This window comes from Streptomyces sp. HSS9-12 (assembly GCF_054963655.1).
Window position 1 is genome coordinate 19,549 of sequence record NZ_JBUEGC010000026.1, and the last position, 26,886, is coordinate 46,434.

The 26,886-nt window shown below is 67.9% G+C and carries 24 protein-coding genes; 10 read left to right on the forward strand and 14 right to left on the reverse strand.

The genetic code is table 11. The annotated features are described in order from the left end of the window. The first annotated feature begins 350 nt into the window (after positions 1–350). On the forward strand, positions 351–2,807 hold the full coding sequence (locus ACY34J_RS15885) for a GH92 family glycosyl hydrolase (protein ID WP_462727131.1): 2,457 nt from the start codon (positions 351–353) through the stop codon (positions 2,805–2,807). A gap of 361 nt (positions 2,808–3,168) precedes the next feature. Here ACY34J_RS15885 and ACY34J_RS15890 read toward each other — a convergent pair whose 3' ends face one another. Next, entirely contained in the window at positions 3,169–4,455 is a 1,287-nt protein-coding gene (locus ACY34J_RS15890) for an MFS transporter (RefSeq protein ID WP_462727132.1), read from the reverse strand. 279 nt (positions 4,456–4,734) lie between these two features. Here ACY34J_RS15890 and ACY34J_RS15895 point away from each other — a divergent pair, with 279 nt between their 5' ends. Genes ACY34J_RS15895 through ACY34J_RS15925 form a run of 7 tightly spaced genes read left to right on the forward strand, consistent with a single transcriptional unit; the run spans position 4,735 to position 11,272 of the window. Further along, complete coding sequence (locus ACY34J_RS15895; protein WP_462727133.1) at positions 4,735–5,670, forward strand: 3-oxoacyl-[acyl-carrier-protein] synthase III C-terminal domain-containing protein; 936 nt, start codon at positions 4,735–4,737, stop codon at positions 5,668–5,670. Beyond that, positions 5,670–7,295 carry an amino acid adenylation domain-containing protein gene (locus ACY34J_RS15900; protein ID WP_462727134.1) on the forward strand — a complete coding sequence of 542 codons (1,626 nt, stop codon included), beginning with the start codon at positions 5,670–5,672 and terminating at the stop codon, positions 7,293–7,295. The genes ACY34J_RS15895 and ACY34J_RS15900 overlap by 1 nt, the downstream gene beginning before the upstream one ends. Beyond that, positions 7,292–8,464: an aminotransferase class III-fold pyridoxal phosphate-dependent enzyme gene (locus ACY34J_RS15905; RefSeq protein ID WP_462727135.1), complete on the forward strand. Its 1,173-nt coding sequence runs from the start codon at positions 7,292–7,294 to the stop codon at positions 8,462–8,464. The genes ACY34J_RS15900 and ACY34J_RS15905 overlap by 4 nt, the downstream gene beginning before the upstream one ends. A 42-nt stretch (positions 8,465–8,506) precedes the next feature. Then, entirely contained in the window at positions 8,507–8,794 is a 288-nt protein-coding gene (locus ACY34J_RS15910; RefSeq protein WP_462727136.1) for a hypothetical protein, read from the forward strand. Further along, positions 8,791–9,498, forward strand: coding sequence for an RraA family protein (locus ACY34J_RS15915; protein ID WP_462727137.1), 708 nt, complete (start codon positions 8,791–8,793; stop codon positions 9,496–9,498). Before ACY34J_RS15910 ends, ACY34J_RS15915 begins: the two co-directional genes overlap by 4 nt. After that, the gene (locus ACY34J_RS15920) at positions 9,498–10,697 is read left to right on the forward strand and encodes a cytochrome P450 (protein ID WP_462727138.1); all 1,200 of its coding nucleotides are present in this window, start codon (positions 9,498–9,500) and stop codon (positions 10,695–10,697) included. Before ACY34J_RS15915 ends, ACY34J_RS15920 begins: the two co-directional genes overlap by 1 nt. A gap of 11 nt (positions 10,698–10,708) precedes the next feature. Continuing rightward, the gene (locus ACY34J_RS15925; protein WP_462727139.1) at positions 10,709–11,272 is read left to right on the forward strand and encodes an O-methyltransferase; all 564 of its coding nucleotides are present in this window, start codon (positions 10,709–10,711) and stop codon (positions 11,270–11,272) included. A gap of 104 nt (positions 11,273–11,376) precedes the next feature. On the opposite strand, the gene ACY34J_RS15930 is transcribed toward ACY34J_RS15925, so the two are convergent. The 13 genes from ACY34J_RS15930 to ACY34J_RS15990 form a co-directional block, all read right to left on the reverse strand. Further along, positions 11,377–12,195, reverse strand: coding sequence for a class-II aminoacyl-tRNA synthetase family protein (locus ACY34J_RS15930; protein WP_462727140.1), 819 nt, complete (start codon positions 12,193–12,195; stop codon positions 11,377–11,379). Continuing rightward, a complete protein-coding gene (locus tag ACY34J_RS15935; protein ID WP_462727141.1) occupies positions 12,192–13,343 on the reverse strand; it encodes an acyl-CoA dehydrogenase family protein in 1,152 nt (383 codons plus the stop codon). Before ACY34J_RS15935 ends, ACY34J_RS15930 begins: the two co-directional genes overlap by 4 nt. Beyond that, positions 13,340–13,597 (reverse strand): acyl carrier protein, encoded by a 258-nt coding sequence (locus ACY34J_RS15940; RefSeq protein ID WP_462727142.1) that lies wholly within the window; start codon positions 13,595–13,597, stop codon positions 13,340–13,342. The genes ACY34J_RS15935 and ACY34J_RS15940 overlap by 4 nt, the downstream gene beginning before the upstream one ends. A 12-nt stretch (positions 13,598–13,609) precedes the next feature. Beyond that, complete coding sequence (locus ACY34J_RS15945) at positions 13,610–14,947, reverse strand: condensation domain-containing protein (protein WP_462727143.1); 1,338 nt, start codon at positions 14,945–14,947, stop codon at positions 13,610–13,612. A 57-nt stretch (positions 14,948–15,004) separates the two neighbouring features. Next, entirely contained in the window at positions 15,005–15,784 is a 780-nt protein-coding gene (locus tag ACY34J_RS15950; protein WP_462727144.1) for an AfsR/SARP family transcriptional regulator, read from the reverse strand. Positions 15,785–16,021: 237 nt separating this feature from the next. Further along, the gene (locus ACY34J_RS15955) at positions 16,022–17,323 is read right to left on the reverse strand and encodes a cation:proton antiporter (protein ID WP_462727145.1); all 1,302 of its coding nucleotides are present in this window, start codon (positions 17,321–17,323) and stop codon (positions 16,022–16,024) included. An 86-nt stretch (positions 17,324–17,409) separates the two neighbouring features. Then, positions 17,410–17,829 (reverse strand): DUF2000 domain-containing protein, encoded by a 420-nt coding sequence (locus ACY34J_RS15960; protein WP_462727146.1) that lies wholly within the window; start codon positions 17,827–17,829, stop codon positions 17,410–17,412. 361 nt (positions 17,830–18,190) lie between these two features. Then, the gene (gene epsC, locus ACY34J_RS15965; RefSeq protein ID WP_462727147.1) at positions 18,191–20,266 is read right to left on the reverse strand and encodes a serine O-acetyltransferase EpsC; all 2,076 of its coding nucleotides are present in this window, start codon (positions 20,264–20,266) and stop codon (positions 18,191–18,193) included. Positions 20,267–20,387: 121 nt separating this feature from the next. Beyond that, on the reverse strand, positions 20,388–21,392 hold the full coding sequence (locus tag ACY34J_RS15970) for a PLP-dependent cysteine synthase family protein (protein WP_462727148.1): 1,005 nt from the start codon (positions 21,390–21,392) through the stop codon (positions 20,388–20,390). 63 nt (positions 21,393–21,455) lie between these two features. Beyond that, positions 21,456–21,710 (reverse strand): hypothetical protein, encoded by a 255-nt coding sequence (locus tag ACY34J_RS15975; protein WP_462727149.1) that lies wholly within the window; start codon positions 21,708–21,710, stop codon positions 21,456–21,458. A gap of 96 nt (positions 21,711–21,806) precedes the next feature. After that, positions 21,807–22,691 (reverse strand): aminoacyl--tRNA ligase-related protein, encoded by an 885-nt coding sequence (locus ACY34J_RS15980; protein ID WP_462727150.1) that lies wholly within the window; start codon positions 22,689–22,691, stop codon positions 21,807–21,809. Then, complete coding sequence (locus ACY34J_RS15985; RefSeq protein WP_462727151.1) at positions 22,691–23,566, reverse strand: diiron oxygenase; 876 nt, start codon at positions 23,564–23,566, stop codon at positions 22,691–22,693. The genes ACY34J_RS15980 and ACY34J_RS15985 overlap by 1 nt, the downstream gene beginning before the upstream one ends. A 38-nt stretch (positions 23,567–23,604) precedes the next feature. Beyond that, the gene (locus ACY34J_RS15990) at positions 23,605–24,687 is read right to left on the reverse strand and encodes a pyridoxal phosphate-dependent aminotransferase (RefSeq protein ID WP_462727152.1); all 1,083 of its coding nucleotides are present in this window, start codon (positions 24,685–24,687) and stop codon (positions 23,605–23,607) included. Between the two features lie 702 nt (positions 24,688–25,389). On the opposite strand from ACY34J_RS15990, the gene ACY34J_RS15995 reads away from it, so the two are divergent. Together ACY34J_RS15995 and ACY34J_RS16000 are read left to right on the forward strand one after the other, a co-directional pair. Beyond that, positions 25,390–26,193 carry an AzlC family ABC transporter permease gene (locus tag ACY34J_RS15995; RefSeq protein ID WP_462727153.1) on the forward strand — a complete coding sequence of 268 codons (804 nt, stop codon included), beginning with the start codon at positions 25,390–25,392 and terminating at the stop codon, positions 26,191–26,193. Further along, positions 26,190–26,510: a branched-chain amino acid transporter permease gene (locus tag ACY34J_RS16000; protein WP_462727154.1), complete on the forward strand. Its 321-nt coding sequence runs from the start codon at positions 26,190–26,192 to the stop codon at positions 26,508–26,510. The genes ACY34J_RS15995 and ACY34J_RS16000 overlap by 4 nt, the downstream gene beginning before the upstream one ends. Positions 26,511–26,886: the final 376 nt, after the last annotated feature.

Sequence of the window (26,886 nt, forward strand, 5' to 3'; positions counted from 1 at the left end):
CGACAGGTAATTTCGCCGCAGCCCGTACCTGCTCCGGGCGAGGCTGCGTCTCATCCCGGCGCGGCCTGAACCTCACCCCCCACCTACCAGTAAATACGCCTGAATCAGACATAACCAGACCAATGGTCACTAATAGTGGCCGGGTTGCCGGGACAGAGCGGACGGCGACCAGTCGCCCGTGTGACGCGGCCTGCGCGCGCCGTGAGGAGACCTCGAAGCGCAGCAACGCGGGCCCGCGACATTCGCGCGGCAGACCGCACCCCTATCCCGTCTTCGCCGGCCCGACGGTGGCCACTGGGAGACACCGAAGGCCGTCTACTTCGACAGGCAAGAAATCGGAGCTATCGGCTGTGACCATTGCACACGTCAGTCGACGATCACCCGCACCGGTGATTCTCTCCGTCCTGGCGCTGTGCGCCGCGACCTTCGGCATCGTGAACTTGCCCTTCTCCGACGGACGGGCCGACGCGACGACGCCGCTCAACCTGACCGGATACGTCAACCCGTTCATCGGAACCGACACGAGCACCACCGTGACCCATCCGGTGCGTCAGGGTGCCGGCGGGAATACCCACCCGGCGGCCATGGCGCCGTTTGGAATGGTGCAGTTCGGGCCGGACACGCCCAACGCCGTTCCCGGCGCCAAAATCCCGTTCGGCTACCGTAAAAGCGAGCCCTTGATCAAGCAGTTCAGCTTGACCCACTTCAACGGCGCGGGCTGCCCCAACAATGAGAACATCCAGATCATGCCGAGCACCGTCAAATCTCCGTCGGAGAAACACTGGCGCTTCGCATTGCCCAAGAGCAAGGAGATAGCAAGGCCCGGGTACTACCAGACGACTTTGACCGAGACGACCCCTGCCGGCGTGGCCCGCCCCACAACGGTGAAGCTCAGCGCCACCCAGCGCACTGGCGCGGCACAGTTCTCCTTTCCGCAGACCACCACCTCCCGAATTCTGATCAATACTGCCGGCAATGCCACACGCACGGTTGATCATTCCGCACCGACCACCGTCAGGCGCGGCCCAGACGGGGAAGTCGAGGTGACCGGATGGACACAAGCCGGCCGCTTCTGCCCCAACCCATCACAGAAGAGTAAGTTCAAGATTTACTTCGTGATGAAGTTCGACCAGGGCGACCGCATGCCCACCGGGTACGGTACGTTCAAGGACGGCGCCACTCTTGACGCGACCAGTGGTGAGCTGAAAGTCAGCGCCGGCACAAACAGTGGCGCCTACGTCACGTTCGACACGCGCAGCGTCCAGACCGTCAACCTCAAGGTCGGCCTGTCGTTCGTAAGCCTCGACGGCGCCCGGGCCAATCTGGACAAAGAGCAGCCGGCCGGCACCACCTTCAGCGATGTGGTGAGCCAAGCCGACAACGCCTGGGACCGGAGCCTGAACAAGATCCAGGTCACCGGCGGCTCCACCGCCGATCTGGAGAAGTTCTACACATCGCTGTACCACGTGATGCAGAACCCCAATGTGGCCAGCGATCTGGCGTACGGCACCGTGCCCGCCCGTTACGTGGGCTTCGACGGTGCGGTCCACACGGTCCCCGCGGGAATGGACGCCGTGTACCAGAACTTCTCGGGATGGGACATCTACCGGTCCTGGGCGGCGCTCGCCGCGCTCATCGTGCCCGATGTCATGACAGACGTCGTCAAATCCATGGTGCTCGACGGAGTCCAGGGCGGTCTGCTTCCCGAGTGGTCGGAGCAGAGCACCGAGACGTACACCATGAACGGCGATCCCGGCCCGATCGTCATCTCAAGCGCCTATGCCTTCGGCGTACGCGACTTCGACACGACGACCGCGCTGAGCCTGATGCGGAAGAACGCCAGTGGCGGTTCCTTCAGCCAACCGGCCGAAGGGCGCTCCTCGTGGTTCGAAGCAAAGAAGATCCGGACGCATTCGGATAAATACCTTCACCTCGGTTATGTTCCGGGCAAGGCATCGGACTCGCTGGAATACGCGGCGTCGGACTTCGCCATCGCCCAGTTCGCCAAGGCACAGGGCGCCCCTGACTGGTCCACATACATGCGGCGCGCCCAAAACTGGACGAAAGTGTTCAACCCGGCCTCGCGCTACATCCAACCGCGCCAGGAGAACGGGGAATGGACCCCGGACTACGACCCGGCCTCGGGTGACGGCTTCACCGAAGGAAGCGGGGCACAGTACACGTGGATGGTCCCGTTCAATTATCAGTCCCTGTTCGACCTGATGGGCGGTCGGGCGACCGCGATCCGGCGGCTCGACCACCACTTCACCAAGCTCAACCACGGACAGACGGGACCGTACTTCTACATCGGCAACGAACCCGAGCACAACGTACCGTGGGCGTACAACTTCGCCGCCCACCCCTCAGGAACGAGCAGTGCGGTGCGGCGGATCATGAACGAGTTCACGACCGATCCAGGCGGACTGCCCGGCAACGACGACCTCGGTGCCACCTCTGCCTGGTACGTATGGGCGGCCCTGGGCATGTACCCGGTCACTCCGGGCGCGGACACCCTCGCCCTGCACGGCCCGCTGTTCTCCTCGGTGCTCATCCATCGCACCGCCGGCAACATTCAGATCAACGGCACCGGCGCCGGGCCCGGCGCGCAGTACGTTCAGAGCCTGTCCGTCAAGGGCACTCCGACAAGCCACAACTACATCCGCTACCGGGACATCGCCAGCGGAGGCACGCTGGACTTCACGATGGGCTCCTCCCCCAGCGCCTGGGGAACCGCTCCCGGCGACGTGCCGCCCTCGTTCACCGACGGTTTCACCTCCACGGATCCCCAGCCTCCGCGCCGATCCTGAGGGCGCCCGGACCGGGCCGTCAACTGATCCGGCTTGCTGCGCCTTCCGCGGTACAGGGCGACCAGGTGGGAGGTCCTGCGGGCCTGGACTGTCGGCAAGGTGGGCAGCTCGGCGTCTCCCCGAAGTCCACCGACCGGAACCCCGCGGGCCCGCGCAGCGCACTCGCATACGAGCAGATGCGCCGCCACGTAGTCGTCGCGGTGGAGCGCCAGGAGCGAACCGCCCAAGCAGGGCGGTTCGCTCCTGCTGTGTTCCGCCGTGGTGGGCCGTTCGTACGCCCCGCAGCGCACGGAGCACGGAGACGGTGTCTTCGGAGAGGACGTGCGTGCGCATCATGGACCCTATCTCCCCACCGTTCCGCTCACCGCTCCGCTGCCGCATCGACCCGGGGGAGACGGCGTACGGCGGGGACGGCCAGCAGCGCGGTGCAGACGACCAGTGTCATCAACCCGCTTGCCAGAAGGACGTGCTGTGCGCCGAACGACGCGGCGGCGGGGCCCGCGAGAGCCTGGCCGACCGGCATCATCGCGAGCGAGCCCGCCACGTCGTAGGCGTAGAGGCGGTTGAGCACGGCGGGCGGGACCTGGGTCTGTACGCTGGTCGCCCACATCACCCCCCAGAAGGCCATGGCCGCGCCCGCGACCGTCGCGCAGGTCGCCATGGCGACCACCGGCGACTGTGCTCCCACGGAAGCGGGGAAGAGGGCGAAGCCCACGAAGGCGATGGCACCGGCCCGGAGCATGAAGCGAGGGCGCAGCCGTAGCGCCAGCAGTCCGCCGCAGATGGTTCCCGCCCCCAGCGCCGAGTTGACCAGGCCGTAGGCCCGCGGGCCGTGCTCCCGGACCACCTCGGTCGCAACCAGTGGGATGGTCGGGCCCCAGACGGAAATCGTCAGCACGCACCAGATGACGATGACGCTCCACAGCCACGTGCGTGCCCTGAACTCCTGCCAGCCATCGCGAAGGTCGACCCAGAAGCCGGCGGCCCCGTGCTGAGCGGTGGCCGCCGTCGTCGTCTCCCCGGGCAGACGCATCAGCAGCAGACACAGGGCGCTGACGAGGTAGGTGCCGGCGTGCAGCGCGAAGACGCCGCCCGCGGAGGAGAAAGCGACGACCGCCAAGCCCGCGATGGCCGGTCCGGCCAGCGCCATCACCGACTCGGCGATGCGGATCGCGCCATTGGCCTTCTGGGCGTCATCCACGAGGCGCAGAATCGTACTGGCCACGCCCGGCTGGAAGACGGCCGCGGCGGCACCGTTGACCGCGCCGATCGACAGGACCTGCCACAGCGCCACCTGACCGGAGAAGAACAGCCCCGCGGCCAGCGACTGCGTACCCAGCCGGACCAGGTCGGCACCGATCATCAGCCGGCGAGTGCTGAACCGGTCGGCGAAGACCCCGCCGAACACCACCAAGGCCACGAAGAAGGCGGTTGGCGCTGCCATCGCCAGGCCGACGGCACCGGCTCCATAGCCGCTCTCGAGCAGACCGGCGGCGAGTGCGACCGGCAGCATGGTGTCGCCCAGCTTCGCCGCCGCACGGGCGGTGAAGAACAGTACGAAGCCGTGTGACCAGATGGATCTCCCGTCGAGGCGGTCGGACTCCGGGCTCTGGCTCCTGATCGAGTCATTCGCCGATGTTTCGGCCATACGCGCCGAACACTCCCCCCACCATGCAACCCACTCCGGCCCACGACGCCCCCGGTCCGTCGAGACGCGACATCGCCGCTGCTCGTCATCATGAGAAGTTCGGTGACGCCGACGCAACTTGCCCGCCCCATGCTGACCCGAACCTGATATCACCCTGACAGGACTCTGACGGAAATTCGATATCGGCGCCTCCCGGCCGGAAAACAACTGGACTTCCGCTCCGGCGGAGAGATTCACTGGGCGAGTTGATCGACTTCTACGGGGGGGTGTCGAGCAGGCATGACCGAAGACTCGGTCTTCCTCGCCGGAATCGCTTACGAACTCGGCGAACACGAACGTTCCCTGGCGGACCTCACTTCCGTACCCGCGGATACTCTCGATGGGCTGCGTGAGGTCGGCGTACGCAATTACCGAGTGAGTTCACGGACGTCCACGGCTCTGGCCCGCGCCTCGGCACTGAGGACGCTGGAAGCGGTCGCCCCGAAGCGGCGTGCCGGGATCACTCATCTGATCCATGCCACCAACAGCCACTGGGACGAGCTCGCGATGAAAGAGGTGGCCGCCGGCCGGCTCCAGCGCGACCTCGGCCTTCCGAACGCCTACCCCATCGGCGTGTCCTTCTCGTACTGCGCCAATCTGCACACCGCCCTGCACATGGCGCGGGCACTGATCGTGTCCGGCATGGCCGGTGACATCCTGGTCATCTGTGCAGACACCCGCGAGGCCACCAGCGACCGCATGGTGATCGGGAAGATCTCGGTGCACTGCGACGCCGCGAGCAGCCTGCTGGTGACACGTGACCCCCTGCCGGGCGCGGTGCGGCACCTGCACTCGGAACTGCACATCGACCCCGACCTCGCGAAGGTCGACCCGGGCGTGAATTTCATGCGCTACATGTCGGCCTTCGGCAAGGGGTGTGCGTATGCGGCGGGAAGGGCACTCGCCGCCGTCGGGTCGATACCCCAGGACATCTCCCGTGTACTTCCGAACAACTACAACAACCGCGTCAACCGGGGACTCGCGGAACTCACCGGATTCTCCGTCGACCAGGTGTACCTGGAGAACATCCCCAGGCTGGGCCACGCGCTGGCGTCCGACAATTTGATCAATCTTGTGGACGCGGCAGGGAATCGCCCGGCGGAATCAGGTGAACGCATGCTGCTGCTCGCATCCGGCCCCAGTCAATGGGGCGTGACCGTGATCGAGGCCCCCTGATGACGGCCCGCCCCGGACCCTCTCCCTACGGGTCGCACCATGACACGCTGTTCCACCACTTCCTGCTCCGGTACGCACAGGAACGCGCCGACCAGCCGGCCGTGGTCAGCCGCGACGCCACCCTCACCTATGCGGAACTGGCCGCCCGTGCCCGGACGCTCGCCGGGCAGCTGGCCGAGTGGGGAGTGGAGCCCGGCGACCGCGTCGTGCTCGGGCTCGACCCGTCCCCCGACGCCCTGGCGCTGCTGTGCGCCTGCTCCATGGTGGGCGCGGTGTTCGTGCCGGTCGGCCCCGAGGCGCCCGAGACCCGCCTCCGCTCCATCGCGGAACGCACCGAAGCCGCACTGCTCGTTGCCGAGGCCGCCTCCGTGGGACCGGCCGACCCGGAGCCCGGCCGCACCGCCCACTGGGTCAAGGCCGGCCTGAGCGACGGCACGCTGCTGTTCCGTGGGCCGCGCCGGGCACCTTCCGCCCTCGTACGCCTGGAGACGACCGAACGCGACCTCGCGTACCTGATCTTCACCTCCGGGACCACGGGCGAGCCCAAGGGCATCATGATGAGCCACGCGGCCGTACTCGCCTTCTGGCGCGCGCTGTGTGAGCACTGCGCACTGGAGGACGGCGCGCGGGTCGGCAGCTTCTCACCGCTGCAGTTCGACTTCTCCCTGCTCGACTACGGCCTCGCGCTCGGCTCCGGAGCCACGCTCGTCCTCGTCGACCGCGCGCTCTACCACCAGCCGCGCAAGATGCTCGACTATCTGGGCAGCAGCGGGGTGACCCAGATGAACGGCGTGCCGTCGCTGTGGTCCTCGATCCTGCGGTACGTGCCGCGGGAACTGCCCCGGGCCGCGGCGCTGCGCACGGTCTTCTTCGCGGGAGAGGCCTTCCCGGCGGCCGAACTGCACACGATGCGGGAGGCCTTCCCCGAGCTGAGGGTCATCAACTGCTTCGGCCACTCGGAGTCCGTGGCCTGCTCCTTCCTCGACCTTCCGAACCCGCTGCCCGCCGATGCGGACACCTTCCCCATGGGCTGGGGGCACCCGGGAGCGCAGCTGCTGTTGCTCGACGAGGACGGCAAGCCGGTCACCGAGCCGGGCCGCACCGGCGAGCTATATCTGCGCGCCGACAACCTCTTCTCCGGCTACTGGCGTGATCCGCAGGCGACCGCACGGGCCCTCGTCCCCAATCCCCTGCGGCCGGACCACGGGGAAGTGGTCTTCCGCTCGGGTGATCTGGCCGAGCTCGGCAGCGACGGCTACCTCTACTTCCGGGGCCGGTCCGACCTTCAAGTCAAGGTGCGCGGCAACCGCGTCGAGCTGGAAGAGGTCGAACGCGCACTCGGCTCCCATCCCCGAGTCGCCCAGGCCGCCGTCACCGTCTCCGGCTCCGGAGACGAGCTTCTGGCCTTCGTCACCGGGCGGAGCGGTCCCGGACACCCCGCCGAAACGCTGGACGCGGCCACGCTGCGCCAGTGGTGCGCCGGCAACCTGCCGCCCTACATGGTGCCCGGCCGGATCCACATCACCGACCGTCCGCTCCCCACCACACCCAACGGCAAGATCGACCGTGCCCGGCTGCGCGCGGAGTACGTCCAGGCCACACCCCCGACCAAAGGATCCCGATGACCACTCGGATCAGCCCCTTGGACGAATCCTCCGTCCTCGGCCATGGTCTCACCCTGGAGAGCGCCCGCAACGCGACGCTGGTACTCCGTCACGCGCACGGGGAGACCGCCACATACACCGACCTCATGAGCGCGTACGGCGCGGTGAACTTCGGGCACCTCAACCCGGAGATAGCGCCCTTCGGCGGACTGACCGCCGACGTCGCCGCCGGTGTCTATCCGCCGGAGGCCGCGACGGTCGCCGAGTGGCTCACCGACCGGCTGCGACTGCCCGAACACCAGGTGCTCTTCCAGGTCGGAGGCAGTTTCGCCGTCTCCAGCGCGCTCGCCATCGGCCAGCGCGTCCGCAGGGGAAAGGTGCTCGCCCTGGAAGGGGCCTTCCACGGACTGGGACTCGACGCGCTCGCCGCGACCTCGGCCCAGCGCGAACTCGCCCTGCAGAACACACCGTTGACCAGATCGGTCGACCCGCTGGTGACACACCTGCGTCCGGGTACGGAATTCACGGAGTGGGAAGGCGTCTCCTCCTTCATCTTCGAACCGGTTCAGGGCGCCAACGGCTACGTGCCCGTGGACCCCGACTGGCTCGCCGCCACCGTCGCGGCGGCCCGCCGGGCGGGTGCGGTCGTCATCGCCGACGAGATCCAGGCCGGCTATTACCGGCACGGCAGCCTCAGCCCCACCCGCGCCCTCGGCATCGACGCCGACATCCACCTGTTCAGCAAGTCGATGACCAACGGCCTGTACCCCTTGTCCGCCGTGGTCTATCCGAAGGCGTTCGACGGCACGGCCGGGACCGGTCTCGCTCTCGCCCACACCTTCCAGACGGGCGTGCTCGGCTTCCGTGCGGCGGCCGCCGTCGCGGACTGGATCGACAGCGGCCGGCTCACCTCACTGATGGACGGGGTAGAGGAGGCGCTCACGCTGTGCGCCAAACGCATCCAGGAGATCCCAGGGGTGCACACCGTGCATCTGACCGGTCCCGCGCTTTCGTTCGGGCACGCCAAGGCCAGTGACGTGGTACGCGGATGCGTACGGCGCCGTGTCCTGCCCTTCACCGGCGGTGCGGCCGGCGACCGCGTCCGGGTGGCCCCGCCCCTCACCATCCCGCGCGACCAGCTCACCGACGCCCTGAACGTGCTCGCAGAGGAGGTGAAACAGCCCCTCTGACCAGAAAACGGAAAATCCCCAGCATTTCGCAGGAGTTACGCAATGCAACGTGAAGAGTTCTACTCCCGTTTCTCGACCATCCTCCAGACCCTGCGGGCCCCCCGGGAACTACCGGTACCCGGGCCCCGGGACAATCTCTGGGACCTCGGTTATCTGGACTCCTTCGCGATGGTGGAAGTCCTGATACACCTGGAAGAGCTCATTGGGCGGGAGATCGTCCTGACCGCAGACTCCCTGCGCACGTTCCACACCCTGGAGCGCATCTACGACACCTACGTCGGCGATGCCGGGTCCGACACGGTGACGACGGCGGACGGGGTGTCGGCATGAACGCGTCGTACACCGAAGAACGGATCGACGAGATCCGCAAGAGCTTCACCGCGTTCGGCTGCGCCCAGCTCAGGGACGCCGCGCCGAAGTACGTCGAGGTGGTGGCCTGGCCACTGGAGCGCCGCACCTCGGTGACCCATCTTGCGGGCCCCGCCTTCCCGGTCGCCACCGACAACGACATGCTGCCGATGCTCCAGGCCCTCGACGCCACCCCGCCCGGCCACGTTCTCCTGGCCACCAACACCGCGGAGCGCTCCGAGGCGCTGGCCGGCGACATCCTGGGCACGGCCGCCGCCGCGCAGCGCCTGGGCGGCCTGGTGGTCAACGGGGCCGTGCGCGACCTGGGCTTCCTCCGCGGCCTGGACCTGCCCGTGTACTCCACCGAGGTCAACATCATCTCGGCGAAGACCGCCCTGGTCCCCGCGGTCGAACTGCCCATGACCATCGAAGTCCCCGCCGTCGACGCCGACCGGGGCGGCAGCACTCCCCTCGAAGTCTCCGCGGGCGACTGGGTGTTCGGTGACGAGGACGCCGTCGTGGTGGTGCGCGAGCGCCATCTCTCGGCCGTCTTCAACGCGGCACGCCTCCTGCGCGACCAGGAGGAGCAGCTGCGCCGGGCCGTACGGGGCGGAAGCCGGCTCAGCGAGGTCTGCGGTCTCCACGACTACCTGGCAGGACGCCGCCCTCTGCGCATGGACATCTGATGGTGATCACGACGACGACGGTGGCGGCCGGGGAGGTGGGCTCCCGGGACTTCGACGCCTCCCTGCACCAACATCACCCCTGGGAGTACTACGCCTGGTTCCGTGAGAACCAGCCCATCGGCTGGTCGGACGTCCACCGCTGCTTCTTCGTGCACAGCCACGCCCTGGCCGAGCAGGTGTTCCGCGGGCCCGACTTCACCGTGGAGTACCCCTTCCGCCGCAGCCAGCAGGTCCTCGGGCCCACCCTGGTCGACACCGACGGCCCCGACCACACCCGGCTGCGGCCCTTCGTCAACGCCGACCTGACGGGCAAGAGCGTACGGACGCTGATCGAGCGTGTCGTACGGCCCGTGGCGGCGGAGCTGGCCGAGCGGATGGTCGCCCACGGCTCGGGCGACTTCATCGAACACTTCGCGCAGGAGCTGCCGCTGCGCGTTGCGATGGCGGTGACCGGCCTCGACCAGGACGATCGCCACTGGCTCGCCGAGCGACTGCGGCCCATCATCGACTACCTCGACCGGACGAGCGCTCCGCTCGCCCCCGCCGCGGACGCACGGGAGGAACTGGAGGCCTATACCGCCGAAGTTCTGCGGAAGGGTGTGGGGAGCGGGCGCGGCGGTCTGATGGGGCGCTGCGCGGAGCGCGAAGGGCTGGACATCTCCGACGGGGAGATCGTACGGACCGCGACCCTGCTGCTCAGCGCGGGCACCGAGACGACCATCTGCTCGCTCGCCAATGCCCTGGTGTGCATGTTCACCGTGGACGGCGTCCAGGAGGAGCTGCGGGAGGGCCGCCTGTCCGTCCAGGACTTCGTCCACGAAGTCCTGCGCTGGGAGCCGCCCATGCACTTCACTCTCCGCTATGCCCGTCACCAGACGGAACTCGGCGGTGTGGCGATTCCGGCGGGCGCGGGAGTCCAGGTGAACCTTGCCGCGGCCAACCGGGATTCGGAGGTGTTCAAGGACGCGGCGAGCTTCCTGGCGGGCCGCACCGAGCGCTCCGAGCTGACGTTCGGCCGCGGCCGGCACACCTGCCCCGGCAACCGGCTGGCCGTCGCCGAGATCCAGTACGCTCTCGACGAACTGCTCAAGCGCACCGCGGCCATGGAAACGCCCGGCGGAGCAGCTCCGCCACCGGTCACGGGCGTGACGTTCCGCAGGCCCCGCACCCTTCCTGTCGTCCTCAGGACCGCCGAGTGAGAGCGAGACCCATGGATTTCCACCACGAGGTATTCGACTCGATCGCCGCCCACTGCACCCGGCTGGGCTTCGCCATGTCGTGCGAGCCGCGCACCGGAGCACTGCTGCGGACACTCGCGGCGGCCAAGCCCGGCGGCCGCGTTCTGGAACTCGGCACGGGCGCGGGCATGTCCACCGCGTGGCTGCTCGGCGGAATGACCACCAACAGCACCCTGCTCACCGTGGAGAACGACAAGTCGCTCGCGGACGTGGCCGAGCAGCACCTCGGGCACGATCCACGTGTGCGATTCGTCCACGACGACGCTGGGGCGCTGCTGGACGGCCTCGACTGCGAGCACTTCGACCTGATCTTCGCGGACACCTGGGTCGGCAAGTTCGAACGGCTCGACGAAACGCTGGAACTGCTCGCACCGGGAGGGCTCTATGTGGTGGACGACCTGTTGCCACAGCCCACCTGGCCCGAGGGACACGGCCCCCGGGCGGATGCGCTGAAGGAGCGCCTGCTCGCCGACGAGCGCCTGGCGACCACCCACTTGGACTGGTCCTCCGGCGTCCTCGTCGCCACCCGCGTCTGAGCACGATCCATAGGGGCCGGGGGCCGACGGCCATCACCGTCGGCCCCCGGCCTTGGGGCACCTCCACAGGTGCATCGCCCGGCGTCAGCTGGGGAGCATCCCGGTCAGAGCCCGAGCAGGGACCGTACGGAACGCGGCCAGCCCTCGACCGAGTGGCCGTGCCGGTGCCGCAGGGCGATCACGATCCGGTCCAGGCCGAAGGCCATGCAGGCGCTGTGCGCCACCGCTCCGTCCGGGAGCACCAGGCCGAATGCCTCCCCGAAGTGCTCCTTGTGACAGTTGGCGGACGCCACCGACTGCACCAGGCCATCGGCCAGCTCGGTGGTCGACTCCCACTTGAGCTTCTCGGTGCGCTGCACAGCCGCCATCAGACGTCCCGGGCGCCCGAAGAAGGGGTCGTTGGCCGCGACCACCTCGGTGTCGAGCCCCAGCTCCCGCAGCCAGGCATCGGCCGCCGCCAGCGCCTTGTCGCGCCACGGTGCGACGGTGTCCGGGGCCCCGAAGCGCACGATCTCGTACATCCGGAACGAGCGGAGACGACCGGTCTCCGTGGTGGCCTCGCCCCGGTAGCAGGGGGCTTCCACGCTCAGGGAGCGCTCGCCCACGATGGTCTCTCCCGCGACCAGCGGATACAGGTGATGACAGGCTGCCGAGGTCAACACCAGGTCCGTGGGACCCGGTTCGCCGCCGTCCGGCGCACCGTGCACGGTGCCGAGCAAGTGGGGGAACGACTCCGGATAGCCGGCCCGCTCCGCCGTGGCACGGGCGATGACCGGCGGTGCGATGTAGTGCTCTTCGCTCTCGGCGCCGAAAATCCCCGCGATACCGGCGCGCAGACCGTCCAGGATGCCGTTGTCCTCGCTCGGGGTGAGCACCACACCGGGGGCGGGAGCGCCGGGGGTTCGCGGCAAGGACGCCGTCATCTCTCTCCTCGGGACAGCAGCAGCAGCTGGGCGTTGGAGGCCAGCAGCCGGCCATTACCGATCATCAGCGGGGCGGAGTACGTGTCGCGCAGGATCCGGGCGATCGAGTACGGACCGTGCTCGACGAATCCAGCCATCCCGCAGATCCGCAGGGCAAGTTGGGCGACTTCGATGGCGGCCTCGGAGATCGAGACCTTGAGAGCGTTGAGCTGGACACCCAGGCCCATCGTCGGCACCTGCCCCGCCTCCAGGACCGGCGTCGCGGCCACTGCGGCGGCTTCGAGCTGGGCGCGCATTCCGGTGAGCCTGGCGTGCGCCTGGGCCAGCTCCGGGACCTGGACGACCGTCCCCGCGCTGGACTTCTGCCGGACGTAGAGAACCGCACGGTGTACCGCCTCGGCGGTGAGCCCGGTCCATACCCCAGCCCACAGCAAGTGGGAGAGCGGCACCATGGTGGCGGCCGCGATGTCCTGGAAGGGCGCCGGCAGAATCTGCGACTCGTCGAAACGCGCGCGCAGGCGGAAGGCCGCGCTGCAGGTCCCGCGCATGCCGAGCGTGTCCCACTCGCCCGCCTGCTCCAGCGCGGTCTGCTCACGGGTGACCAGAACGGCGACCTGGCTGCTCGCGGCGGCGTCGACGGAACGGCGCGCCGTGATCAGATACGCGTCCGCATGTGCCCCGTACGAGACGGTGGTGCCGTCCTTCTCCAGCGTATGAGTGCCGTCGTCTCCGCCGGCGACGCCGGTACGGGAGCGGCGCAGATCGCCGCCCACACCGCGCTCGCTGGTCACCGAGGCGATCAGCCAGCGGTCGGCAATGGCCCGGCGCAGCAGTGGCGAGTCCGAATGGTGCCTGACCAAACAGGCCAACTGGGCCTGATGCATGGCCCAGATCATCGCCGCGGAACCGCATCCGCGGGCGAGCCGCTCGGAGATCTCCACCAGGGCCCCGAGATCCAGCCCGAGGCCGCCCAGCTCCCGCGGCGCCACCGCGGTCAGCAGGTTGCTGTCCCGGAGCACCTTGATGGCCTCGGCGGGCAGCCTCGCCCCACGGTCGACCTCGGGGGCGGACGCGGCGGCCTGTTCGACAGCGGCGTTCAGCGCCCGGTCGAGGTCCGGGGTGATTCCCGTCCGTACCGTCGCGGTCATCCGGCCGTGACCTCCTGTGTCCCGAGAAGTCCGCCGAGCACCGCAGCGAGGTTCCGGATGCTGGCGAAGGCCTCCCGGGTCAGCGCGCTGTCCGGGAACTCCACTCCGAAGTGGTCCTCGAGCCGCAGCATCATCTGCACGCTGGTCATGGAGTCCATGCCCGCGTCCCACAGGTCGGCGTCGGGCGGCAGCTCGTCCACGATGCCCTCCAGCTTGGGCACCTCGGCGATGACCTGCCTGATTTCTTCATACATGACGTGGTCTCCTCAACCTCCGAGCGCGAGCTCTGCCAGTTGCCGGATCGGGATGTCCTCGACCTCGTCCGCCGTCCGCAGCAGGGCGAGGATCTCGTGACCGACGGCCTCGGACCGGGCCAGCCCCTGGGTGGGGCCGCCGAAGTACGAGCGCAGGGTGGTCCGGCGGGGTGAGAACCCGAACCGCCAGGTGGTCACGGTCAGGTCGTGGGAGGGCTCGAACGGGCCGTGCTCGGTGACGGTGCGGCTGTCCACCGGTTCGGGGAGGTGCGCGTCGTCCGCGTCCTCGGCCTCCATCCACACGTGCAGTTGTACGTAATCCACGCCGTCGTCCAGCAGCGTCGTGCCGAAGGCGGGAATCTCCTGGGCCAGGTCCGGAACGCCAAGCAGGGCGTTGCGGAACCCTCGCCAGGTCCCCGCCATCATCGCCTTCATGTACTCCGACAGGCGCTGGTCGGGATCGACGTGGCAGACCACCGGCCGGTCGTGCGCGAAGCAGCCGACCGCGGCCTCCGAAGCAGTGTCACGTCGAGTCGAGACCGGGCTGAAGATCACGAACCGGCTCCGGCCGGTCCGTCGCCAGATCGCCAGCGCGGTGAGGGCGGACATCGCGGCGAACGGCGTGGACTCGTGCCTGTCGCTCAACGCCGTGACGCGGGTGTGCAGTTCTGGACCAGCGAAGACACCATCGACTTGACTGCGTGTCAGCTCGCCTGAGCCCGCAGCGGGGGGCCCGGCATGGGGCATGAGTCCGGTCAATGGCTCCAGGTCCTCCATCGCCGCCGTCCAGTTGCGCAGCTCCCGGTCACGCCTGCCGGTCGCACCCGTTGTGCGGTCCCTGCACAGGTCGGCGAATCTCTTCGGCAGCGGGCCGAGGTCCTCGCCGCTCCGCATGAGGCGTACGAGGTCGGAGGCGACCACCGCCGCGGCAATCCCGTCGCAGACGAAGTGGTCGAGGGCGATCGTCACATGGCGCTCGCGCCCCTCGGCATCCTGGACGAGCTCGAAGTGGGCCCGCCCGGGCCGGTTCCGCCGCTGCTCGGTGTTGAGCAGTGCGGCACGTCGCTCTTCCAGGGCCTCGGCGACGCTCCGGCCCTCGGCGACGACATTGACCACCAGCGGTGCGGTGGTGGGGCCGGTCGTCTGCACGAAGGCCGATCTACCGACGAGATGGCTGCGCAGCGACTCCTGACGCTGCTGGAGCCGGGTTACGGCGAGCCGCACGGCATCCGTGTCCACCCCTTCGGGGACAGGCACGGTGACCCGCATGTTGTGGAAGATCCCAGGGCCGAAGATGCCTTCGAGGAAGAGCATGCTCCGCTGTTCGGGAGAGAGCGGGAAGTACGTCAAGCACGTCACCTGTCCTTGGCATGGATGTGTCGTCAGCTCGCATCGCAGGGATGGTCGTCAGGCTGCTGGGACGGAGCGGAGTTGAGGGGTCATCGGGAAGTGGTGGTGGAGCACGGCGTTCATGCATTCCCGCAGGAGCGGCGAGGGTTCGATGCCCTGCTGCTCCCGGAGGGCGCGACGAACCCTGGCGTACGCCGCCAGGGCCTCGGATTGGCGACCCGCGCGGTAGAGGGCGACCATGAGCTGACGGGCGAAGTCCTCATGGACGGGGTGCAGTGAGGTGAGCTCCCGCAGTTCACCGAGGACCTGGGTGTGCCGGCCCAGATCGAGTTCGATGTTGATCTTCTCGCTGTACGCGACCAGTCGGCTCTCGTTCAGGCGCGCCCGCACACCGCGCAGGTGCGGCCCGTCCGAAACGCCGTCCAGTGCGGGCCCACGCCAGAGCGCCAGCGCGCGCTCGTACAGGTGGAGCGCCTCCTCCCCGGCCTTCTCACGCGCCTGCCCGCAGAGCTGGTCGAAGAGCCGGGAATCGACCTCGGAATGCGTCAGTCTCAGCCCGTATCCGGGTCGCCCCGTGATGATATGGGAATGGGAGAATCCAGTTCCGCAGAGTCGGTCGAGATCCCGGCGTAACCTGGATATCAATGCATGAAGGGCATTGTCCTCTTTGCTCGGCCGGCGACTCTGCCATATCTCCTGAAGAAGGTGGTTGTTGGAAACGAGAGCAGGAGACGCGACAGCCAACAAAGCCAGCAGAGCGCTGATTCTTCCTCCCTTGACGGCGACCGCCCCTTGCGGGGACTCGACTACCACCCGACCAAGCAATGACACACGCACGACGGGAACCTCGAATCAGCGGCCAGTGCGAACGGAAACATTCCCGCGCGTTATCGATGCGAAGTCAACACCCATCTCAGAATCTGGTATGGACCACTTTTACCGCCGACACGGACAACCTTAACCAAGCCCGGCCGGACCGGATTGGGAGCGAAAGTCCCGTCAGTTTCGCGCGTATTCCCTCGGTTCTTCAACAGATTCCGTTGAATTCTACAACCAAATTCAGCCACTGCCGGATCACCGGCCACTGCCGACCAGATCCGGAGCCGCCCGCCCGCTCCGGCCGTCCTTGTCGCGGTGGACGCGCCGCAGCAGCGGGCCGGTCATGACCGTGGTCACCACGGCCATCACGACCATGACGGAGAACAGGCGGGTGTCCATCACCCCGAGGGTGAGCCCCACGTTCAGAATGACGAGTTCGGTCAGGCCCCTGGCGTTCAGCAGGATGCCGAGGGTCAGCGACTCGCGCGGGCCCGCGCCGGTGAGCCGGGCAGCGCCGACGGCGCCGGCGAACTTGCCCGCGCACGCTACGAGGATCACGGCGGCGAGCATCACCAGCCCCCTCCCGCCCAGCGAGTCCAGGTGCACCGACAGCCCGGTGACGGTGAAGAAGACCGGCAGGAACAGCAGGCTGGCCTGCTCGATGCGCTCGGGGACTTCGGGCGCCGTCGCGTCGATGTGCTGCCGAGGCACGACGGTGCCGAAGGCGAACGCGCCGAATACGGCGTGCAGACCGATCCGATCGGTGACCCACGCGCAGCCCAGCAGGCCGCAGATGAGCACCGTGTTCAGGAACACGGAGCTGCTGGTCCAGCGCCGTTCCGGGGCGAGCAGCCACGCCAGGCCGGGGCGTACGACCAGGACCAGGACGGCGACGAAGGCCGCGGAGGCGAGGGCCATGCGGAGCAGCGGGCCGCCGCCGTGCGCGGTCGCCACGGCGACGGCCAGCGGCAGGATGCACCAGGCGAGGAAGTCCTGGATGGCGGCGCAGGCGAGGGCCATGGTGCCCACCCGGTGCTTCTGCATGCCCTGCTCGGTGATGATCCGGGCCAGGACGGGAAACGCGGTGATGGACATCGCGGCGCCCAGGAAGAGAGCGGGGGCCAGCGGCCCGTCCGTCTTCAGCTGGGACTGGTCGAGCCAGGGGTACAGCGCCAGTGCCAGCCCCGCGCCGAGCCCGAACGGCAGCACCACCGAGGCCAGGGACACCGACGTCACCTGCGGTCCGGCTCCCCTGAGGTGGGAGACGTCGAGCTGATAGCCGATGCCGAACATGAACAGCACCAGGCCGAGCTGGGCCACCACCTCCAGATACGGGCGGACGGCCGTCGGAAACAGGAGCTGGGTGAGGTCCCCCGGTAACAGCCCGAGCAGGCTGGGGCCGAGCGCCAGTCCGGCGATGATCTCTCCCACCACCGCCGGCAGGCTGACGAGCCGGGCGAGCCGGGCGAAGACGGCAGCCACCGCGAGGATGAGCGCGAGTCCCGCAAGGACGGTACCGATGGCCGATTGAGCGGACCCAGCCGCCATGTCGTGCATGTGCAACGTCCTGCCTTCCCCGGGAGTCCCGGACATACGAGGGCCCGGCGGTCAGGCCGGGCCCCAGTCGTGTGTTCGCCTTCCAGCTACCGCCAGAGTGAGAACTTCTTGGTCAGCTCGTCGATCGTCGCCCGGTCACCGAAGGTCGCCAGCGCCAGCACGGCGACCTCGGAGGAATTCCGCTCGCTGGTGATCTTCTTCTGGTGGGCCCATCCGCCGGTGAGCATGGTGTCCAGATACGCCGAGTGCGGGAGCTGCCGGATTTTCAACGTCTCGCGCAGCGTCTGCAGCTGACCGCCGCGAGCCTTCAGAATGATGAACGGCCAGTCGCTGATCCAGGGGTAGCCTTCGCCGTCGGCCGTTTTGTACTCGTCAAATTTCAGTTCATCCAGATCCTTCGAGAGGCTCGCCACAAGCCCCGCCGTGACGTGCCCGATACCGGAAACAAGCTGTGGGAGTTCATAGCTGCGGTTGAGCACCACTACGAACTTGTTGTCCTTCTCCATCTCCCGCTCCTCTTCCTGCTACCAGCCGACGGCCTGGACGTCCGGAGGAAGTCCGCCAACCCGCTGCTGAGCCATGTCGGGTTGGCGCCTTCCTGGACCACGGACCAGGCTAGAGCCTGTCCGGACGATCAACCGAATGTTCTTCTCACCGCCGGCATTCATTCCGTCGGAGGCTCAGTCGGCTGGATACCGGGGCGGTTCCGCCATCAGCGGGAAGGGCAATCGCTCTGTCGTCCCGTCGAATCTGGCTTGAATCAGCCCTACGGCAGGGGGAGATATCCGTACGGGTTTTGATGTCCCGGATTGACGTACGGTGCCGGGGCCGTCGCCGGCCCCGGCACCGGGCCGCCAGTCCGCCGGGTCAGCTCGTCGGGCGCAGCCCCAGCCGCGGCGAGGTCACCACGTGCAGGCCCGTTCCCGCGTCGTACAGGTCGCCCGGCTCCAGGCGGAAGACGGCGATGCCCCGGTCCTGGGACTTCTCCTCGCTGTCGTTCCACTCCTCGGTGGTCTTCGCCTGCTGCAGCAGTGCCTCCGCCTTGACGCCCCGCTGGGCCTCGTAGGCGTCCCGGAGGTCGGTCATCCCGGAGGTCAGCTCGGTGAAGGCGGCGTTGGCAACGTCCTTCCCGCCCTCGTCCTGCGGGGTGACCATGTTCTGGGCCAGCCAGAAGTAGTTCGACTTGCCCTTGTACTGCTTGTACACGCCCGCGACCAGGATCAGCAGCCGCGAGTAGGTGTGCCGGTAGGCGGACTCGTAGAAGGCCTGGGCCTGCTCCTCGGTGACGGTGCCGTCGCCGACCGAGATGATGCTGGCGGCGGCGAGCATCGCGCTGTACATGGCGAGATGGACGCCGGTGGACAGCAGCGGGTCGAGGAAGCAGGCCGCGTCGCCCACCACGAAGTGGCCGGGGCCGCAGAACTTGTCAGCGACGTAGGAGAAGTCCTGCTCAACCCGGGTCGGCGCCTCATAGGTGGCGCCGTCGAGCAACGCGCTGACGGTGTCGGACTCCTTGATCAGGGAGTGCAGCATCTCCTCCGTGGAGCCGAAGGACGGGCGCCGCTCCACGAAGTTGGTCTGGTGCGTCACGAAGCCGACGCTGTGCCGGTTGTCCTTCAGCGGGATGACCCAGTACCAGCCGTCGGGGCTGGAGATCACGTTGATGCCACCGCCCGGAGTGTTCGGCAGGGTCTTGCCGCCCTTCCAGTAGCCCCAGATGGCGACGTTGCGGAAGATCTCGTGCGGACGGCGGTGCCGCAACTGCTTGTTGGCGATGATCCCGGCACGGCCGGAGGCGTCGATGATGTAGTCGGCGGACGTCCGTATGACCTTGTCGGGCTCGCTGTTGTAGGACCACTCGAGGGCGACCGGCCGGTCGCCCTCGAAGACGACCTTCTTCACCGTCGCCTCGGTGTGGAGTTCGGCACCCGCGTCGGCGGCATTCCGCAGAACGATGTCGTCGAAGACGTCGCGGTCGACGTGCCAGGACCTTACGTCGTCGCCGAACATCTCCTGCCAGTCGATGGTCCAGTCTTCCTCGACGCCCCAGCGAAGCAGGGCTCCGCGCTTGATCGGGAAGTCGGCCTTCTCCACCTTCTCCAGCGCGCCGGACATCTCCATGATCACGCGGCAGGAGGCGGCCAGGGATTCGCCGATGTGGTAGCGCGGAAAGGACTCCCGCTCCAGCAGCATCACTTCGATACCCGCGCGGGCGAGCAGCGCGGCGGCGGTGGCACCGCCAGGGCCGCCGCCGATCACGACGACCTTCCGGTGGTCGAATGCGGTGGTGGTCATGGTGTGTGTCCTCTCCTCTGTCTGACGGCTGTCTGCCTTCTGGCGGATGTCCTCGTGCTCCGGGCGGCGATTGCCGGCGGCCCGGGTACGCGGGGCCGGACGGGCCCCGTTCTCCCGCGCGGACGCCGTGTCGCGCCGCCGGGCCGTTCTCGCGCCGTCGGCCTCCACCGCCGGCGGCGCCAGCCGACGCGTTCCGGGGGCGACGTCGTCGACGACGAGGGCCTTCGCACCGATCACCGCGTCGTCGCCCACCGTGACGGGGCCGATCACGGTGGCGGCCGCCCCCAGGACCACCCGGTCCCCGATGCGGGGGTGCCGTGCTTCACCGGGGGCCCGGTGAATGTCGTGCCACCAGCCCACGGCGCCGAGCGTCACCTGGTGGTACATGGTCACGTCGTCGCCGATCACCGCTGTCTCCCCGATGACGACGCCCGAGCCGTGGTCGATGAACAGTCGTCGGCCGATCCGCGCACCGGGGTGGATCTCCACGCCGGTCAGGAACCGCCCCACGTTCGACAGCAGCCGGGCGGTGCACCGGTGACCGCGCTCGAAGCGATGGCGGGCCAGCCGGTGCGTCCACAGGGCCACCAGGGTCGGGTGCAGCGCGGCCTCGTGCAGGGACCCGATGGAGGGGTCCCGCTGCAGCACGGTCTCCAGATCTTCCCGGAGGGTCGCCCAGAGACCCCGTCGTCTCCGCCCGCCTGACGCGCCAGGCGGGCCTGACGGGCCTGACGGGCCTGACGGGCCGGGCCGGCTGCCGCGGCCCGCGTCAGGTCCGGAGGGCTTCGGCATTGGCCCAGTCCTCCACCGTTCCGGCGTCCGCGAACAGGGTGACCACCGTGCGGTCGGGCGGCATCCGGTCGGCGAGCTCACGTGCCACCAGCCAGTTCGCGGCGGACGACGGCCCGATGGACCGACCGGTCAGATCGCGGAACTCGTTCATGGCCGCCAGCGCCGACTCATAGGAGGCGGTGCGTTCTTCCGGCGGCGTGATGAGCCGGTCCACGAACGGCTGCCGGAAGCCGTATCCGATGCCGCCCGCACCGGGGAACTTCCGCCGTGCGTTGGGCGGCGAGCTGGTGCCGTAGGGCAGCTCCTCAGGAGACACCCCCACCACGGTCAGGTCGGGGAACCGGCCCCGCAGGGCCCGGGCGACGCCCGCCAGGGTGCCCCCGGTGCCGATGGCCGCCACCCAGCCGCCGACTTCGGCGGACCCGAGCTGCTCCAGGATCTCCGGGCCGGTGCCGAACTGGTGAACAGCGAGGTTGCGGACATTGCGGTGCTGGTGGAGAAGGGTCCAGCTGGGATCCTCGGCCGCGATGGCGGAGGCGCGCCGCATGATGCCGTAGAGGAACTGGTCAGCGCTGACGAGGTCCAGCTCCGCCCCGTGTTCCTTGAGCGTCGTCAGCAGGCTGTCGGGCATGGTCTCCGGGATGGCGAGGCGGACCGGAATGCCGGTCAGCGCCCCCAGACCGCTGAGGGCCTTCGCCATGTTGCCGCCGGAGAAGTCGACCAGCTTCAACGGCTCCGGTGCGTCACCGTGGTCGTTGACGGCCCCGCACAGCAAGGCGTACGCCGGCCGGTCCTTGACGGATCCGAATGGATTGTGGAATTCGTACTTGGCCACGATCCTGGCCCCGCCGGGCGGGCCGGGCACGGATTCCAGCGGAGTGTTCCCGAGCCGTTCCCGGAACTCCGCGAGGGCCGGATAACGGGCCAGGGCCAGGCTGTCGTCCGGTAATGCGTTGAGCGGTTGGGGTAAAGAGAGTTCCATCTGGACGGGGCGTTCCTGCACTGCGTGTCGGTTCCTCTCGTCGCTGGGCCGCGAGGGCGATGCCTACTGTGCGTTCTCCCGGGGCCGCAGGAAGTTCTCGGAGATGCTGCTCAGGGTGCGGAACTGCTCCAGCTTCAGGCCGTCGAGCTCGATCTTCCGGCCCGTCAGCTTGCCGAGCAGGAAGGTCAGCTCCACGATCTTCAATGAGGTGACCAGGCCCGTTTCGACCAGATCGGTGTCCTTGTCCAGGGTGACGATGTCGTCGTTCTGGTTCCTCAGCCATTTCTCGACTTCGTCGAGCATCTGCTGCTCGGTCATGGGTGCCGTCTCCTTGTCACGGGTCTTGGTGGGGGCGAGGGAGAACTGATGGGGGTGGGGGGAGGCTGAATGGGTAGGGGAGGACGCTGGGTGGGGTCAGCTGCCGGGGGCCGCGTCGGCCCTGGCGTTCTCGACGGCCTGCAGGATGGCCTTCCAGTCCCCGTCGTAGGTCTCGGCCAGGGCGGCGATCCACCGCTCGAGGCCGAAGGCCGCGCATCCGGAGGAGATCTTGGCGCCGTCGGCTTCGGCGCGGATGCCACACCGATCGCCGAAGAAGGTCCGGTGGTTGTTCACCGAGGCGATCGCGAGCTCACCGCCGTACACGAACTCCTGCTTGACGGGGGCGATCTTCTGCCACATGGCCTGGACACCGTCGGGGTCGAAGAACGGGTCCGTCGCCGACTGCGGCTCGAGCTTCAGGCCGATGCGAGCGGCGAAGTCCAGGATGAGTCCGGTGAACCGCTCGATGTGGCGCTGCACGTGCTCCGGACTGCCGAGCGAGACGACCTCCCGCATCCGGAAGGCCCGCAGCCGGCGCAGCCCGTCGAAGTGGGACTCGTTGCGATAGCAGGTGTTGACGCTCGTCACCAGCGTGCCGTCGGGGATCTTCCGGTCGCGCAGGCCCAGATACACGCCGTAGCAGGTTGCCGAGGGCAGCGCCAGCTGTGCGTCCCGCAGTTGTGCGGTGGCGATGCGCTCGGGCTGCTGGAGCTCCGTTAGGCCCTCGTCGGTGCGCAGCGTGGTGGCCACCATGGCCAGGTGCGGGAAGTTCTCGTAGACCCCGAGCGTGGCGATGTCCTCCACCGGAAGCAGGGCAGGCAGCGTCCGCTGCTCCGCTCCGGCGTCCACTGCCCACTGGAGGAACACCCCGTCGAGCAGGGTGATCAGTCGGGTGGCGTCCTCCCCGAGTGACGCCAGTCCCTGCCGAACGGTGATGTCGGCGCCGGCGATGTCGCCGTCGGCGGTTCCGATGCCGGCCATCAGGCGGCCGCTCCCTCGAGCACACCGAGCTTGCGGAAGAACGCGATCGGCTTACGGGCGACCTGGTGCTCCATCTCCTTGCGCCGCGGGTCCTCGATCAAGGCCTGGCGGAAGGCGATGGGGTTCTCGATGCCCGAGTCGTCGTATGCCTCCAGGCTGTAGAAGGAGTGGAGGCTGAACTGGAGGTACTCCTCGATGTAGGCGCCGATGCGCTGCATCTCCTCGTCGGTGCGGCTCTCCCGCGTCCGGGCGTGGAGCAGGGAGACCAGTTCCCGACCGAAGGCGATGTGGCGAGACTCGTCCTTGTGGTGGATGCGGTTGATGCCGCGGATCGTCTCGTGCAGGGATTCGTCGTCAGCCATACGGGAGTTGTAGTAGTCGACGATCTCCTCGAAGATGAGGATGCGGGCGAAGACCAGGAAGTTCTCCACGTCCGCCCCGTCGGGCAGCTGAGTGGTGCTCTTCAGCCGCGGGAACCGGTACATCTTGCCGCCGTAGCGGCGGCAGAACTCGGCGAAGAACCACATGTGTTCGTTCTCCTCGCCGATGAAGTGGTGGAAGAACTCCGAGGGAATCTCGAAGCCGGGCATGTGGACCCGGTCCACCACTTCGATGAGCAGCTCACGAATGCCATGGACGTTGAGACTGTAGAAGTTGACGCTCTCCCACCGGCCGAGTTTGATGAGCTGCTGCTCATCGAGCTGTTCCATGACCGGGGTGTTGTACACGCTCAGCAGATCGCGGCTCATCCAGAGCTCGTCGTCGGGGAGCTTCTCCGGCCACTCGAACATACGGTAGGGGTTGTAATAGTCCTCGACGGACATGCGCCCCAGCCGGTCGAGGACCGTCACTAAGCGCTCGGTTTCCTTCGTCACTGCGGGTATCACTGGCGTTTCTCCTCCTCCGAACGCGGTCACAGACAGTGCAGGAGCTTTTCGATGCGGTCGAGGCCTTCCGACAGGACCTCCGGAGGCCGGGCGTAGGTGAGCCGGATGCCGTGCTCGGCTCCGAACACCTCCGCCGGCATCACCAGCACCCGGTGTTCCTCAAGGAGCCGGTCCACGAAGTCGAGCGACGGGCAGGATGGGGGCAGCCGCAGCCAGGCGAAGGGCGTTCCGTGCGGCGGCACGAGGGTGAGCGAACCGGAGTTGCGCTTCACGAACTCCGTGAGCTTGGCCAGACCGGGACGCAGCAGCTGCCGGCTCCGTTCGACATACGGGGCCCGGTTCCCGAGCACGTCCGCAGCGAGTCGCTCGCTCAGCATGGAGTTGCACATCGTTGTGTAGCGCTTGTAGTTGACCATCCGCTCGATGATCTCGGCGCCCGCCGTGCCGGTCGCCGCCGCCCAGCCCACGCGCAGCCCGGGGAACCCGTACATCTTCGACAGGCCCGACACCGACAGCCCACGGTCGTACCGGGAGACGATGGCGCGGCTGAAGTCGGTCTCGAACTCCTCGTCGCTGACGATCCACACGCCGTTCGCCTCGGCGATCTCCGCGATCCCGGACCATTCCTCGGGGCTGATCACACAGCCGGAGGGATTGCCCGGGCTGTTCAGCACGAACACCTTCGTCTCCGGCCGGACGGCCTGCCGCAAGGCCGCCAGGTCGAACGGCTCGCCCGGCGTCCACAGCAGCTTTGAGACCTCGCACCCGATGTGGAGCGGCACCTCCCACGACTGCTGCCAGCCGGGAACCGTGGTGACGACGTGATCGCCGGCCGAGAGGAACGACCGGTAGAAGAGGTACAGGGCCTCCTGCGCGCCGTGCGTCACGATCACACCGTCATCGGGGCTGACGCTGTCGCCGTACAGCTCCGCGACGGCCCGACGGACATCCATCAGCCCACGGTCCTGGCTGTAGTCCAGCGGCCATTCCGGGGAGATGTCCAACTCGCCCGTGCGCACGGACTGGACACCGCTCTGGGCCAGGTCGATCTCGTATCGCCCCTGCGCGGATTCGAAGAGCCATTTCTGGATGGCGAACGTACCGATCAAGAGATCACTCCGATGCCGTTTTTCCGCATGCCGACAACAGGCAGTCACAGGAAATTTCGCACAGGCATGGCGACACTGCCATTCCACATGCTTCAGAATGCCTCCGGCGGCAGGAAATCATCCGGAAGCATGGACACAAAAGAGCGAAGGGAACTGCCACATGACAATGAGGCAGGAGAAACTACCGCCAGGGTGAGAGCGGCTGTGACGGGCACCGTTGACCCGCGAACCCCCTCAGGCGATCAGTGGTCTGCTGTCGCCTGGTGGAACCAGAGAGGCACGACAAATACGGAACCAAAGGTTCCTGCCTGTTGGTGCTGAGAGAATTCGAGCTGGCTCTAAGTCAGCGGGGGTAGACACGAGATGGACTCCATCGTGCGTGGGGCCAGTTGCTCGGACCGTTAGACGCCTCTGTGGCGGTGGAAACGACCCTAGTAAGTGCATCCGGCAAGTGTCAATCATCTTCCGCACCCCTCGAGGGGTAGTGGTGAGCGCTTCTCGGCCGGATACGCGGTGGCCTACGGGTTCCGCGCCTCGTCCGGCGCCTTGGGAACCCGGCACCCAATACAAGGCGTCACTGATGTGTGGGCAAGGCCCCTCCGTTTACCGCTCACATGCTGGGCATCGCGGTCAACTTGCCTGCGATACAGGCGTGTTACCGTGCCGGATATGTCAGGCCGCTAGCGACGAAGGCAGTTAGTCATGGTGCAGCGACAAGACCTCTCCACCCCGAACGATGCGCCGGAGGACACCGACCGCTCCGCCCCCGAGAGCTGGGTCAGCGCCGCACGCTCCGCCATACGGGACACGGTGCCGGTCGCGATGGGCTACATACCCCTGGGCACCGCCTACGGACTGCTCCTCGTCAACAGCGGCCTGGACTGGTACTGGGCTCCGCTGTCGAGCTTAGTGATCTTCGCCGGGGCCATGCAGTTCCTGTCCGTCAGCCTGCTGGCCGTCGGCACTCCCCTGGTCACGGTGGCCACGACCACCCTCGTGATCAACTTCCGGCACGTCTTCTACGGCCTGTCCTTCCCCCTGGGACGTCTTGAGGGCTTCTTCCGCAAGCTCTACGGCATCTTCGCCCTGACCGACGAGACCTACTCGCTGGTGGCCGCCAAGCGGGGTGAGAACCTCTCCGGCCGTCGCATCCATCTCATCCAGGTGTTCAGCCAGGGCTGGTGGGTGCTGGGCAGCACTCTGGGAGCCGTGGCCTCGGTGGTGATCCCCAGCAGTGTCGAGGGCCTGGACTTCGCGCTGACCGGCCTGTTCATCGTGCTCGCGCAGGAACACGCCTACCGCCGCGAGAGCTGGCGCTCCATGCTCTTCGGCCTCGCCGCCGCACTGGTCGCGTACGGGCTGGGCGGCGATCAGTTCCTGACCGTCTCGATCGGTGCCTTCCTGGTGATGCTCGCCGTGCAGTGGTGGCTGACCAAGCGGAAGGAACGGCTGAACCAGGCGGAACGGGCGGAGCGGACGGAGTCGAAGGAGGTTCGGGAACAGTGAACTGGTACCTGCTCTGGGCGGTCGTGATCATGTCGGGTGTGACCTTCGCGCTCCGCCTCCTGCCGTTCGCCGCGCTGGGCCGCATGACCGAGACCCCCGCTCTGCGGTACGTGAGCCTCATGATGCCGCCCGGAATCATGGTCATGCTGGTCGCCTACAACCTCAGGACGGTGGACGTCCTCGCCTCTCCCTACGGCATACCGGTGATCACCGCCGTCGTGACCACCATCCTGGTACACCACTGGCGACGTAACCCGCTGCTCAGCATCGTCTCGGGGACGGCGGTCCACATCCTGCTGCTGCACGCGCTCACCTGAACCATCCGGTGAGCCGAGCCCGGCTCCGTTGGCCGCCGTGCGGGATACCGGCGGCCATGTCGCACGATCCGCTGGAGTTTCTGCCCCTCCTCTGCCACCTACGGCACAGCCGTGCAGGCGCACCCTGGCCATCCGCGCCGCCCTTGCCCTGACCGCCACCCTCGCTCTGGTCTGCCCGACCGCTGAACCACGGTCCAACCCCGGCAATTGCCGAGGGTGACGCCCGGGTTCAGGGCAGGGCCCGAGTGTGGTGGGCGGCCAGGGCGGCCTTGCCGACCGTGCGGGCGCGGCGGTGAACGCCCCTGGGCAGCAGTCGCCACAATGCCGCCGGCAGCACCCGCGTCCTGCCGCTCCAGCCGCGTTCGCGTGACTTGAC